12 protein-coding genes are annotated in these 13,745 nt (G+C 51.1%); 8 read left to right on the top strand and 4 right to left on the bottom strand.

Translation table 11 applies throughout. The annotated features are described in order from the left end of the window. Positions 1-111 precede the first annotated feature (111 nt). The 5 genes from A9180_RS05065 (at position 112) to yejF (ending at position 7,275) form a co-directional block, all read left to right on the top strand. The gene (locus A9180_RS05065; protein WP_064526795.1) at positions 112-1,668 is read left to right on the top strand and encodes a cyclic di-GMP phosphodiesterase; all 1,557 of its coding nucleotides are present in this window, start codon (positions 112-114) and stop codon (positions 1,666-1,668) included. A gap of 81 nt (positions 1,669-1,749) precedes the next feature. Beyond that, positions 1,750-3,564, top strand: a complete 1,815-nt coding sequence (locus tag A9180_RS05060) for an extracellular solute-binding protein (RefSeq protein WP_064526793.1) — start codon at positions 1,750-1,752, stop codon at positions 3,562-3,564. Next, positions 3,565-4,659, top strand: coding sequence for a microcin C ABC transporter permease YejB (locus A9180_RS05055; RefSeq protein ID WP_000501604.1), 1,095 nt, complete (start codon positions 3,565-3,567; stop codon positions 4,657-4,659). It begins immediately after the preceding gene. After that, positions 4,659-5,684 (top strand): ABC transporter permease, encoded by a 1,026-nt coding sequence (locus A9180_RS05050; protein ID WP_000088916.1) that lies wholly within the window; start codon positions 4,659-4,661, stop codon positions 5,682-5,684. Before A9180_RS05055 ends, A9180_RS05050 begins: the two co-directional genes overlap by 1 nt. A 1-nt stretch (position 5,685) precedes the next feature. Then, positions 5,686-7,275 (top strand): microcin C ABC transporter ATP-binding protein YejF, encoded by a 1,590-nt coding sequence (yejF, locus tag A9180_RS05045; RefSeq protein WP_064526791.1) that lies wholly within the window; start codon positions 5,686-5,688, stop codon positions 7,273-7,275. A 3-nt stretch (positions 7,276-7,278) separates the two neighbouring features. Here the strand turns inward: yejF and A9180_RS05040 are convergent, their stop codons facing one another. The 3 genes from A9180_RS05040 to rsuA all read right to left on the bottom strand — a co-directional run bounded on the left by A9180_RS05040 (position 7,279) and on the right by rsuA (position 9,869). Continuing rightward, complete coding sequence (locus A9180_RS05040; RefSeq protein WP_064526789.1) at positions 7,279-7,623, bottom strand: YejG family protein; 345 nt, start codon at positions 7,621-7,623, stop codon at positions 7,279-7,281. Between the two features lie 332 nt (positions 7,624-7,955). Then, positions 7,956-9,146 carry a multidrug efflux MFS transporter Bcr gene (gene bcr / locus A9180_RS05035; protein ID WP_064526787.1) on the bottom strand — a complete coding sequence of 397 codons (1,191 nt, stop codon included), beginning with the start codon at positions 9,144-9,146 and terminating at the stop codon, positions 7,956-7,958. Positions 9,147-9,173: 27 nt separating this feature from the next. After that, positions 9,174-9,869, bottom strand: coding sequence for a 16S rRNA pseudouridine(516) synthase RsuA (gene rsuA, locus A9180_RS05030; RefSeq protein WP_064526785.1), 696 nt, complete (start codon positions 9,867-9,869; stop codon positions 9,174-9,176). Between the two features lie 149 nt (positions 9,870-10,018). Here rsuA and A9180_RS05025 point away from each other — a divergent pair, with 149 nt between their 5' ends. Together A9180_RS05025 and rplY are read left to right on the top strand one after the other, a co-directional pair. Beyond that, entirely contained in the window at positions 10,019-11,779 is a 1,761-nt protein-coding gene (locus A9180_RS05025) for a DEAD/DEAH box helicase (RefSeq protein WP_064526783.1), read from the top strand. A 124-nt stretch (positions 11,780-11,903) separates the two neighbouring features. Further along, positions 11,904-12,188 (top strand): 50S ribosomal protein L25, encoded by a 285-nt coding sequence (rplY, locus tag A9180_RS05020; RefSeq protein WP_000494183.1) that lies wholly within the window; start codon positions 11,904-11,906, stop codon positions 12,186-12,188. A 129-nt stretch (positions 12,189-12,317) separates the two neighbouring features. Here rplY and yejK read toward each other — a convergent pair whose 3' ends face one another. Then, on the bottom strand, positions 12,318-13,325 hold the full coding sequence (gene yejK / locus A9180_RS05015) for a nucleoid-associated protein YejK (RefSeq protein ID WP_000050789.1): 1,008 nt from the start codon (positions 13,323-13,325) through the stop codon (positions 12,318-12,320). A 181-nt stretch (positions 13,326-13,506) separates the two neighbouring features. Between yejK and A9180_RS05010 the strand changes: the two genes are divergently transcribed. Continuing rightward, positions 13,507-13,734 carry a YejL family protein gene (locus A9180_RS05010; protein WP_001135667.1) on the top strand — a complete coding sequence of 76 codons (228 nt, stop codon included), beginning with the start codon at positions 13,507-13,509 and terminating at the stop codon, positions 13,732-13,734. Positions 13,735-13,745 lie beyond the last annotated feature (11 nt).

Below are 13,745 nucleotides of genomic sequence, written 5' to 3'. Positions count from 1 at the left end.
TTTATTTTCATTCATCATAGAGAATGATGTTTACGTGCCTTGAACCAGGCTATAGTCCCGTCATTCTCTTACACTTCAGCGCTTCGTAATCTCAGGAATATTAACGGAACCATGTTCATACGCGCTCCCTCTTCCGGACGTAAGATCCTGCTTACCTGCATTATTGCGGGCGTGATGATTGCAATACTGGTCAGCTGTCTTCAGTTTTTGGTCGCCTGGCATAAACACGAAGTCAAATACGACACACTGATTACCGACGTACAAAAGTATCTCGATACCTATTTCGCCGACCTGAAATCAACCACTGACCGCCTACAGCCGCTCACCTTAGATACCTGTCAGCAGGCTAACCCTGAACTGACTGCCCGCGCGGCGTTTAGCATGAATGTTCGTACATTTGTGCTGGTGAAAGATAAAAAGAGCTTTTGTTCATCAGCAACGGGGGAGATGGATATACCGCTCAATGAGTTGATCCCGGCGCTCGATATTAACAAAGACGTCGATATGGCGATGTTACCTGGCACGCCAATGGTGCCCAACAAACCCGCTATCGTCATCTGGTATCGCAACCCTTTATTGAAAAATAGCGGCGTTTTTGCAGCATTAAATCTGCACCTGACGCCGTATCTTCTCTATAGCTCTCGTCAGCAAGATTTCGACGGAATCGCACTCATTATTGGCGATACCGTGCTCTCGACATTTGCGTCGCATTTGATGAACGTCCGTGAGTTATCCGGCAAACCAGTACGCGAAACCAAAATTGCGGGCCTTCCGCTGACCGTTCGGCTTTATGCTGATGACTGGACATGGAACGATGTGTGGTATGCGTTTTTACTGGGCGGTATGAGCGGAACTGTCGTTGGCCTGCTCTGCTATTACCTGATGAGTGTGCGTATGCGCCCAGGCAGAGAAATTATGGCTGCCATCAAACGTGAGCAATTTTACCTGGTGTATCAGCCGGTGGTTGATACACAAACGCTGCAGGTCACGGGCCTGGAAGTGCTACTACGCTGGCGTCACCCTGTAGCAGGTGAAATCCCGCCGGATGCCTTCATTCAATATGCCGAATCGCAAAAGATGATCGTGCCGCTGACCCAGCATCTGTTTGAGCTCATAGCCCGTGATGCGGCTGAATTACAAAACGTACTGCCGGTGGGCATAAAGTTTGGCATTAATATCGCACCGGACCATCTGCACAGCGAGAGCTTTAAAGCGGACATACATCGACTGCTCGCCTCCCTACCCGCACACCATTTCCAGATTGTACTGGAGATAACCGAGCGCGATATGCTGAAAGAGCATGAGGCCACAAAACTGTTCGCCTGGCTGCACTCTGTCGGCGTGGAAATTGCTATTGATGACTTCGGCACCGGACACAGCGCGCTTATCTATCTGGAACGCTTTACACTCGAGTATCTGAAAATTGACCGTGGGTTTATCAATGCTATAGGTACGGAAACGGTCACATCTCCGGTACTTGACGCAGTGCTCACGCTGGCGAAACGTCTCAATATGCTGACGGTTGCTGAAGGGGTCGAAACGCCGGAACAGGCGCGCTGGCTACGTGAGCGCGGTGTTAATTTCCTACAAGGTTATTGGATTAGCCGCCCCTTACCGATGGATGATTTTGTCCGCTGGCTGGAGAAACCGCATACGCCGCAGTGGTAAGGTGTGCTTGTGTCCCTTATTATTCATAGTTAAAGCATGCCGGATTGCGGCTAATGATGAGTAAAAGGAAATCCGTTGCAGATGATTGTGCGCATACTGCTGCTGTTTATCACCCTGTTCACCTTCGGTGCGCAGGCGCAGGCTATCAAGGAAAGCTATGCCTTTGCGGTGCTGGGAGAACCCCGGTATGCTTTTAATTTCAACCATTTTGATTATGTGAATCCCGCTGCGCCAAAGGGCGGGCAGATAACATTATCCTCTATTGGCACCTTCGATAATTTCAACCGCTATGCACTACGCGGAAACCCCGGTGCACGCACCGAGCAACTGTACGACACGCTATTTACCACTTCCGATGATGAACCCGGCAGTTATTACCCGCTGATTGCCGAAAGCGCGCGCTATGCCGACGATTATTCCTGGGTAGAAGTCGCTATCAATCCGCGCGCCCGTTTTCATGATGGATCGCCGATTACCGCACGCGACGTTGAGTTTACTTTTCAAAAATTTATGACCGAAGGTGTGCCGCAGTTTCGCCTGGTATACAAAGGCACAACGGTCAAAGCCATAGCGCCATTAACCGTGCGAATTGAATTAGCCAAACCAGGCAAAGAAGATATGCTTAGTCTGTTTTCACTCCCCGTGTTTCCTGAGAAATACTGGAAGGATCATAAACTGAGCGACCCACTCTCTACACCTCCGCTTGCCAGTGGTCCTTACCGCATTACATCCTGGAAAATGGGCCAGAATATTGTCTATTCTCGCGTTAAAGATTACTGGGCAGCCGATTTACCGGTAAATCGTGGTCGCTGGAATTTCGACACCATTCGCTACGATTATTACCTCGATGATAATGTCGCCTTTGAAGCGTTTAAAGCCGGTGCCTTTGATTTGCGCATGGAAAACGACGCCAAAAACTGGGCCACGCGCTATACCGGTAAGAATTTCGATAAAAAATACATCATTAAAGATGAGCAAAAGAACGAATCAGCCCAGGATACGCGCTGGCTGGCGTTTAATATTCAGCGTCCGGTCTTCAGCGATCGCCGGGTCCGGGAAGCCATCACCCTCGCCTTTGACTTTGAATGGATGAATAAGGCGTTGTTTTACAATGCCTGGAGTCGCACGAACAGTTATTTCCAGAATACCGAATACGCGGCCAGAAATTACCCTGACGCTGCAGAACTGGTGCTACTTGCGCCAATGAAAAAAGATCTACCGCCAGAAGTGTTCACACAAATCTACCAGCCACCAGCGTCCAAAGGCGATGGCTACGACCGCGACAACCTGTTAAAAGCCGACAAACTTCTCAACGATGCAGGCTGGGTGCTGAAAGGTCAGCAACGCGTTAATGCCACCACAGGCCAGCCACTCAGCTTTGAATTATTGCTTCCCGCAAGCAGTAATAGCCAGTGGGTATTGCCGTTCCAACATAGCCTGCAACGGCTGGGTATCAACATGGACATTCGCAAGGTTGATAACTCGCAAATCACCAACCGAATGCGCAGCCGCGACTATGACATGATGCCGCGCGTGTGGCGGGCAATGCCGTGGCCCAGTTCCGATTTACAGATCTCCTGGTCATCGGAATATATCAACTCCACTTATAATGCCCCCGGCGTGCAAAGTCCGGTTATCGATTCGCTGATCAACCAGATTATTGCCGCCCAAGGAAATAAAGAAAAATTACTGCCGCTGGGACGCGCCCTGGATCGCGTATTAACGTGGAATTATTACATGCTGCCGATGTGGTACATGGCGGAAGACCGTCTCGCCTGGTGGGATAAATTCTCCCAACCCGCTGTGCGCCCTATTTACAGCCTGGGTATCGATACCTGGTGGTATGACGTTAATAAAGCGGCCAAACTACCGTCCGCCAGCAAACAGGGAGAGTAGATGGGCGCTTACCTGATTCGCCGTCTGTTGTTGGTGATCCCAACGTTATGGGCGATTATCACCATCAACTTTTTCATCGTGCAAATTGCGCCTGGCGGTCCCGTCGACCAGGCCATCGCCGCCATTGAGTTTGGTAATGCCGGAGTATTACCCGGCGCAGGCGGCGAAGGCGTTCGTGCCAGCCACGCACAGACGGGCGTCGGCAATATCAGCGACAGTAATTACCGTGGCGGACGCGGGTTAGATCCAGAAGTGATCGCTGAGATCACCCATCGCTACGGTTTCGATAAGCCGATCCACGAACGTTACTTCAAAATGCTCTGGGACTACATCCGCTTTGATTTTGGCGACAGCCTGTTTCGCAGCGCTTCGGTGCTGACACTGATTAAAGACAGTCTGCCGGTTTCCATCACACTCGGATTGTGGAGCACGCTAATTATCTATCTGGTGTCGATTCCGTTGGGTATTCGCAAAGCCGTTTATAACGGCAGCCGCTTTGACGTCTGGAGTAGCGCATTTATCATCATCGGCTACGCCATTCCAGCCTTTTTGTTTGCCATCCTGCTGATTGTCTTCTTCGCGGGCGGCAGCTATTTCGACCTGTTCCCTCTACGCGGCCTGGTTTCCGCTAACTTTGATTCGCTGCCGTGGTATCAGAAAATCACGGATTATCTGTGGCATATCACGCTGCCGGTGCTGGCGACGGTGATTGGCGGCTTTGCGGCGCTCACGATGCTGACAAAAAACTCATTCCTTGATGAAGTGCGTAAGCAATACGTGGTGACCGCGCGTGCGAAAGGGGTAAGTGAGAAAAACATTCTCTGGAAACATGTGTTCCGCAACGCCATGCTGCTGGTGATTGCCGGTTTTCCGGCGACGTTTATCAGCATGTTTTTCACCGGCTCGCTGTTGATTGAGGTGATGTTTTCGCTCAATGGCCTCGGTTTACTGGGCTACGAAGCGACCGTCTCGCGCGATTATCCGGTGATGTTTGGCACCCTGTACATTTTCACCCTGATTGGCCTGCTGCTGAATATTGTCAGTGATATCAGCTATACGCTGGTCGATCCGCGTATTGATTTCGAGGGACGCTAATGTCGCGACTCAGCCCCGTCAATCAGGCCCGTTGGGCGCGTTTTCGTCACAACCGTCGCGGCTACTGGTCGTTATGGATTTTCCTCGTCTTGTTTGGTTTGAGTTTGTGTTCTGAACTGATCGCCAACGATAAACCGTTGCTGGTGCGTTATGACGGCAGCTGGTATTTCCCATTGCTGAAAAACTACAGTGAGAGCGATTTTGGCGGCCCGCTGGCAAGTCAGGCTGATTATCAGGACCCGTGGCTGAAACAGCGACTGGAAAATAACGGCTGGGTACTGTGGGCGCCGATTCGCTTTGGCGCTACCAGTATCAACTTTGCTACCGATAAGCCCTTCCCTTCCCCACCTTCCCGGCAAAACTGGCTGGGAACGGATGCCAACGGCGGTGATGTGCTGGCGCGCATTCTGTATGGCACGCGGATCTCGGTTCTGTTTGGTCTGATGTTGACACTCTGCTCCAGTGTGATGGGCGTGCTGGCGGGGGCGCTGCAAGGTTATTACGGTGGGAAAGTCGATCTCTGGGGACAACGCTTTATTGAAGTATGGTCGGGGATGCCGACGCTGTTTTTGATTATTTTACTTTCCAGCGTCGTACAGCCTAACTTCTGGTGGCTGCTGGCAATTACTGTCTTGTTTGGCTGGATGAGTCTGGTCGGCGTGGTGCGCGCGGAGTTTTTACGTACCCGTAATTTTGACTACATCCGCGCGGCGCAGGCGCTTGGCGTCAGCGATCGCAGTATCATCCTGCGTCATATGTTGCCAAATGCAATGGTCGCTACTCTCACCTTTTTACCGTTTATTTTATGTAGTTCAATAACCACCCTGACCTCGCTCGATTTCCTCGGCTTCGGGTTGCCGCTCGGTTCACCGTCGCTCGGCGAACTGCTATTACAAGGGAAAAATAACCTGCAGGCCCCGTGGCTTGGGATCACCGCCTTCTTGTCGGTGGCGATATTATTGTCTTTGCTGATCTTTATCGGTGAAGCAGTCCGCGACGCATTTGATCCTAATAAGGCGGTGTAGCATGGCGCAAACTCTGTTAGCGATTGAAAATTTGTCGGTGGGTTTTCGCCATCAGCAAACCGTACGTACCGTAGTGAATGATGTTTCACTACACATTGAAGCTGGCGAAACGCTGGCGCTGGTGGGTGAGTCTGGTTCGGGTAAGAGCGTTACCGCGCTGTCAATTTTACGCCTGCTCCCTTCCCCGCCGGTTGAATATCTCGCTGGTGATATTCGTTTTCATGGCGAATCGCTGTTTCATGCCAGCGAGCAAACATTACGTGGCGTGCGGGGAAATAAGATTGCCATGATTTTCCAGGAACCGATGGTGTCGTTAAATCCATTGCATACCCTGGAAAAACAGCTTTATGAAGTGCTTTCACTCCACCGCGGGATGCGTCGGGAAGCAGCGCGTGGAGAAATCCTTAATTGCCTTGATCGCGTCGGTATCCGTCAGGCGGCAAAACGGCTGTCAGATTACCCGCATCAGCTCTCCGGCGGTGAACGCCAGCGGGTGATGATTGCAATGGCTCTTCTCACACGACCGGAGTTATTGATTGCTGATGAGCCAACCACTGCACTGGACGTCTCTGTCCAGGCGCAGATTTTGCAACTGTTGCGCGAGCTGCAAGGCGAGCTGAATATGGGTATGCTGTTTATTACTCATAACCTCAGCATTGTCAGAAAACTGGCCCACCGCGTGGCGGTAATGCAAAACGGTCGCAGTGTGGAGCAAAATAACGCCGTTACGCTCTTTGCCTCTCCTGAACATCCTTATACGCAAAAGTTACTCAACAGCGAACCGTCAGGCGATCCCGTGCCGTTGCCAGAACCAGCCTCAACGTTGCTTGATGTTGAACAGCTTCAGGTCGCCTTCCCCATTCGCAAAGGACTCCTGAAGCGCATCGTCGATCATAACGTGGTGGTGAAAAGCGTCAGTTTTACGCTACGGGCGGGTGAAACGCTGGGTTTAGTGGGCGAGTCCGGTTCCGGCAAAAGCACAACGGGGCTGGCGCTGCTGCGGTTGATTAACTCTCAAGGCAGCATCGTCTTTGACGGTCAGCCATTGCAAAATTTAAATCGTCGCCAGCTATTGCCAATCCGCCATCGCATTCAGGTAGTATTCCAGGATCCGAACTCCTCACTCAATCCGCGACTCAACGTGTTGCAAATTATTGAGGAAGGGTTAAGGGTTCACCAACCGACGCTCTCTGCCGTACAACGCGAAGAACAAGTGAAAGCCGTAATGCATGAAGTGGGGTTAGATCCTGAAACGCGCCACCGTTATCCGGCGGAGTTCTCTGGTGGTCAGAGACAACGTATTGCAATTGCCAGAGCATTGATTCTTAAACCTTCGCTAATCATTCTTGATGAACCAACGTCATCGCTCGACAAAACGGTACAGGCGCAAATATTGACGTTATTGAAATCATTGCAACAAAAACATCAACTGGCCTATTTGTTTATCAGCCATGATTTGCACGTTGTCCGCGCGTTATGTCATCAGGTGATCGTGCTGCGACAGGGAGAAGTGGTGGAACAAGGACCGTGCGCGCGCGTGTTTGCCGCACCGCAGCAGGAGTATACGCGTCAGCTACTGGCGTTGAGCTGACGCTTAAAATGGATTGTAGTTTGAGAAAGGTTCGGCAATGGCCACACCAAAATTTTTCAGTCGGCATGTCGCTGCAAACTCGTCCTGGCGATTTACAAACAGGCACGGCTCACCTTCGCATTCCAGAACAGAACACGGAACTTCAATATCGCTTAACGCCTGGCTTAGTTTGTACATCACCGACCATGCGTTATCGCCATCCGGGCTAAGTAATTTAAGCGCCACCAGGCTGTTGTCGCCGCACTGTCCATTTTGCGGAATCGGTTCAACTTTCGAACCTGCGAAACCAGCAGACCAACGATAGTTCTGCGGCAGTCGATGGACGATTGAGAGTTGTAATGAAGTCACTTATTTTCCCCGGAAGCACATTTACTTCACAATTTATTTACATTAATTTTAACACATCATCAACAATCTGTCCTTCAACAGATCGTAAAGATTGATGCCTCGCCTGCGTGGCCGCTATTGTTCTGGTTTAAATGATATCTGCGGGCGTGGTCACGTTTGCGGGGCTATATGTACCCGTTTCTGCGATCTAACTCAACCTTTTTAACTACAATGATGTGACTTTTTACATAAATTGAGTTTACATAAAATAAACATATATCGGGGGAATGATAGATTTGCGGTTGACATGCATCAACAAAGGAAGCCTTTTAGCTTCCCCGTTGTGCAATAGATCACCGTTTTTTCGGTCGACTGGCGTAAAGGCAGAAGAGAATGGAACTGGTCGCACAGAAAGCAATGGACCAGATCATCGGCCATGCGGAATTGAAGGTAGCCAAAGAAAGCAAAGCGCCAACAACTGCGCCAATGCCAAAACGGAAAGTTCCAGCCAACGACGACGCCGTTCCAGCCATATGGGGAAACTCATCAAGAATGACCGCCATCGCATTGGATGACACCATCGATACGCAACCCACAAACGCCGCAACGCCAACCACCAGCGACCAGAAACCTAGCCCCAGCAGCGCACTGATGACCATCCATGCCGCCATGACGAACTGGATCCACAACCCAGAGCGGAACATATTTAACGCGCCAATCCGGCGGACAAAGCGGCTGTTAAAGATGGTCATCACGAACAGGAAAACAATGTTTAGCGCAAAGTAATAACCAAAGTTTTCCGGCGCGACGTGGTTAATTTCAATGTAGACAAACGGCCCGGCGCTTAAGAATGAGAACATCCCGGCGAAGCTGAAACCGCTGGCCAGCATATAACTCAGGACACGCTTATGGCGGAACAGCGCAGCAAAGTTACCGATAGTGGTACGAATGTGGAACGGTTGGCGACGCTCTGGCGGCAACGTTTCTTTAATCAGGAAGAAAATCATTGCCGAAGCCAGAATTGCCGCCACAGCGAGGATCCAGAAGATGTAATGCCAGCTCAACCACACCAGCACCCAGCCGCCAACTATCGGTGCCATCAGTGGCGCAATAGTCGTTACCAGCATGACAAACGACATCATCCGCGAGAACTCTTCTTTCGGGTAGATATCGCGCATCAAAGCGTTGATTACCACGCTGGCTGCAGCCGCAGCCAGACCGTGGAAGAAACGCATCACAATCAGCTGATCGATGGTTTGCGCCAGCGCGCACGCCACCGCCGCCGCGGCAAACACCAGCGTACCACCGAGAACAACCGGCTTGCGCCCGAAGCTATCCGCCATCGGCCCGTAGATTAACTGCCCCAACGCAAAACCCAGAATATAGGTACTCAGGGTCATCTGTGTGCTACCCGCTGGCACACCAAACTGCGCTGAAATCACTGGCAGCGCGGGCAGATACATATCAATCGACAGCGGCATTAACATGGCCAAAAGGCCAAGGATAAAGACAATAGCAAACGACGAATGCTGTCGAGTGGTCACAACGGGCTCCTGAATAAAATGAAAGTGTTAACCAACGCTGGCAATTTCTTCTGCAGTTAATGGACGATATTCCCCGGGCGCTAAATCTGCATCCAGTGTAATACCGCCAATGCGTTCACGGTGCAATTCCACCACGTGGTTGCCCACGGCGGCAAACATGCGTTTCACCTGATGATAACGCCCTTCACTGATGGTCAGACGGACCTGCGTAGGGGTAATCACTTCCAGCACCGCGGGCTTAGTGAGATCTTTTTCGTTATGTAACTGCACGCCTTTGGCAAATTGTTCTGCCGTATCGTCCGCTACCGGAGATTCCAGCGTCACCAGATAGGTCTTCTCACAATGATGACGCGGAGAAGTAATGCGATGCGACCACTGACCATCGTCAGTCATCAGCACCAGACCGGTGGTATCAATATCCAACCGCCCTGCCGCGTGCAGTTTCCACGCCACAGGTTCATCCAGAAAATAGAGCACCGTTGGGTGATCCGGGTCATCAGTTGAGCAAACATAGCCCTGGGGCTTGTTGAGCATGAAATAACGCGGGCCGTGTTGCTGCGCCAGCGGATTGCCATCATAAGCTACATCGTGTTCAGGGAGCAGTTTGAACGCTGCATTACGGACGATTTCGCCATCGACGGTGACACGATTGCCGCGGATTTCACGCCCGGCAATAGCACGGCTAACACCGAGTTGCTGTGCGATAAATTTATCAAGTCGCATGTGTGTGATTTTGCCTGTAAAAAACGGAGGTCGGGCATAGACCCGAAAATCAGAACTGTTGTCTGCCCAGTATAGCGGTCTAATAACTTCCCTCAAGGGAAAAAGATCCGTGGCATACTATTAGCAGATTAATCTACCTACGCTAAACCATGATTTTTACACTTCGTCCATACCAGCAAGAAGCCGTGGATGCCACGCTCAACCATTTTCGTCGTCATAAAACCCCTGCCGTTATCGTGCTGCCTACCGGAGCAGGTAAAAGCCTGGTGATTGCCGAACTGGCGCGACTGGCGCGTGGCCGTGTTCTGGTGCTGGCACACGTCAAAGAGCTGGTGGCGCAGAACCATGCTAAATACCAGGCGTTGGGGCTGGAGGCCGATATTTTTGCCGCCGGGCTAAAGCGCAAGGAGAGCCACGGTAAAGTGGTCTTTGGCAGCGTGCAGTCGGTTGCCCGCAATCTCGATGCCTTTCAGAGTGAGTTTTCGCTTTTGATTGTCGATGAATGCCACCGTATTGGTGACGACGAAGAGAGCCAGTATAAGCAAATCCTTACTCACCTGACAAAAGTGAATCCCCACTTACGCCTGCTTGGGCTGACTGCCACGCCTTTTCGGCTGGGTAAAGGCTGGATTTATCAGTTTCATTATCACGGTATGGTACGCGGCGACGAGAAAGCCCTTTTCCGTGACTGCATTTATGAGCTGCCGCTGCGCTATATGATTAAACACGGCTATCTGACGCCACCGGAACGGCTGGATATGCCGGTTGTGCAATACGATTTCAGCCGCTTGCAGGCGCAGAGCAACGGGCTGTTCAGCGAAGCTGATCTCAACCGGGAACTGAAAAAACAGCAACGTATTACACCGCACATCATCAGCCAGATTATGGAGTTCGCCGAAAAGCGTAAAGGGGTGATGATTTTCGCCGCGACAGTCGAACACGCAAAAGAGATTGTCGGTTTGCTACCCGCTGAGGATGCCGCACTTATTACTGGCGACACGCCCGGCGCTGAACGCGATGTATTAATTGAAGATTTTAAAGCCCAGCGTTTTCGCTATCTGGTCAACGTCGCGGTACTGACCACCGGTTTTGACGCCCCGCACGTCGATCTTATCGCCATTCTGCGCCCTACCGAATCAGTGAGTCTTTACCAACAAATTGTCGGGCGCGGTCTGCGCCTGGCGCCAGGTAAGACAGATTGCTTAATTCTTGATTATGCAGGCAATCCTCATGACCTCTACGCACCGGAAGTTGGTACGCCGAAAGGCAAAAGTGACAACGTCCCGGTGCAGGTTTTCTGCCCTGCCTGTGGCTTTGCCAACACCTTTTGGGGCAAAACTACCGCCGACGGTACATTGATTGAACACTTTGGTCGCCGCTGTCAGGGATGGTTTGAAGATGACGACGGTCATCGCGAACAGTGTGACTTCCGTTTCCGTTTTAAAAATTGTCCGCAATGTAACGCGGAAAACGATATTGCCGCCCGCCGTTGCCGCGAATGTGACACCATTCTGGTTGACCCGGATGATATGTTAAAAGCGGCTCTACGACTTAAAGACGCCCTGGTACTACGCTGTAGCGGCATGTCTTTGCAGCATGGTCACGACGAAAAAGGCGAATGGCTGAAAATCACCTATTACGATGAAGATGGCGCTGATGTCAGTGAGCGTTTCCGCCTGCAAACACCGGCCCAGCGTACCGCTTTTGAACAGCTTTTTATCCGTCCGCATACACGTACACCGGGCATCCCTTTGCGCTGGATAACCGCTGCCGATATCCTCGCCCAACAAGCGTTGCTGCGCCATCCGGATTTCGTCGTCGCACGAATGAAAGGCCAGTACTGGCAGGTGCGTGAAAAAGTATTCGATTACGAAGGTCGTTTTCGGCGGGCGCATGAATTACGCGGTTAATGGTAGTTTTGATTGATGTATAAGGCGATTGAGTATAGAATCTCGCCCGCTTTTGCATACGCAAAGCAGATCACTTGCCTGTTGCTGGGTCGCCTGTAGCAGGAATCATTTAAGAGAGAAAGAAATGTTTACTATCAACGCAGAAGTACGTAAAGAGCAGGGTAAGGGTGCGAGCCGCCGCCTGCGTGCCGCTAACAAATTCCCGGCAATCATCTACGGTGGCAAAGAAGCGCCGCTGGCTATCGAGCTGGATCACGACAAAGTCATGAACATGCAAGCTAAAGCTGAATTCTACAGCGAAGTTCTGACCATCGTTGTTGACGGTAAAGAAATCAAAGTTAAAGCTCAGGACGTACAGCGTCATCCGTACAAACCGAAGCTGCAGCACATCGACTTCGTTCGCGCTTAATCGCAGAATAAGTTGTAAAAAACCCCGCTCCGGCGGGGTTTTTTGTATCTGCAGATTAATGCCTGATTACGGTATTGCTCTTTTGGGTAGGCCAGATAAGGCGTTCACGCCGCATCTGGCATTCACTGATTAGTTCCCGCCAGACGTCCGGCGCTGCAATTGATCACGCAGGTTTGGCGGCGTACCTTTAATAGTCAGCGTATCGGTCGCCGGGTCCCAGAAGATGCGTTCACCTAACAGCATCGCATCAAAGTTAATGGTCAAACCACCGCCGCTACCGGCAAACTTAGTCAACTGACGCAGCGTGCTGCGGTCTGCCGGGAAGCTCTCTTCCAGTTCATACCCTTTTTCAGCAGCAAACTCTGTGAAGCTTACTTCGCTGACACCCGCCAACTCTTTCGACAACGACTCCAGTTCGATCTCCTCGCCCGCCTGCAATTGCTCATTACAATAGCTATAAACTTGCTGGCGAACGTTCTGCCGTTCTGCTTTATCCAGTTGCGCTTCTGCGGTGAAGTCGTCGACCGCTTGCAACAGACCGCGGTTTTGCGCTTTCGCGTTCAACCCTTCGCTGGCACCCAGGAAGTCCATAAAGAAATCGGCGACTTTGCGTCCGACCCGCCCTTTCAGAAAAGTCAGATAGCGGGTCGATTCCGGATTGGTTTCCCACTCAGTTAAATCGATACGCGCCACGATATCCGCATGATTGATATCGAGATAATGGGTCGGGTTAATGTCGAGATTTTCATTAACGCGCATACTGCTCAGGTTGCTTAATACTGCCACCAACAGATATTCCACTGCCAGATAACGGTAGTGACAAAACAGTACGAAACCGCCGTCAGCAAAAGGATATTTCGCCAGTTCGTCACGCAGGCGTCCAGTTGCCGCTCGGCTAAATGCCAGAAAGTCCTCTTCGCCCTGACGTTGCAAGCGCAGCGTCTGCGCCAGTTCACTCTCTTCGCTGAACAATCCGTAGGCTTTGTTCTTGGCGCTATAGACCCGATGCAACTCTGCCACCATCTCAACGACGGTTTCCGTCGGTTCCAGCAATGAATCGCGCAACACCAGCTCAAGGTTCTGCTCATCACGCTTGATAAGCTGGTGCAGAGCAATCTGGTTGATATCCAGACTCATGATAAACTCTCCTTTAAGACCGGGCGGTATTCAACCACCGCCGGTAAAGCGACGCAATAAAAGTTGGCGGCCATTTTACAGAAGGCTGCGTAATGAGAATGATTGAAAGCATAAAAAAGCAGAAAAAAAACCGTTGCTACGGTAATATGTTGCCCTTTCATCAACTAACTGATTTCGATTTATGCCACAAATTTCCCGCTACAGTGATGAACAGGTTGAACAATTGCTCGCAGAGCTGCTCAACGTACTGGAAAAACATAAGGCTCCGACCGACCTTTCCCTGATGGTGTTAGGCAACATGGTCACTAACCTTATCAATACCAGCATTGCCCCGGCTCAACGCCAGGCGATTGCCAACTCTTTTGCCCGCGCTTTGCAGTCCTCGATCAACGAAGACAAAGCGCACTAAGGGAAACAGAT

The sequence above is a fragment of the Escherichia sp. B1147 genome (assembly GCF_001660175.1).
Taxonomy (GTDB): domain Bacteria; phylum Pseudomonadota; class Gammaproteobacteria; order Enterobacterales; family Enterobacteriaceae; genus Escherichia; species Escherichia whittamii.
This window is presented reverse-complemented; position numbering and strand designations above follow the sequence as displayed.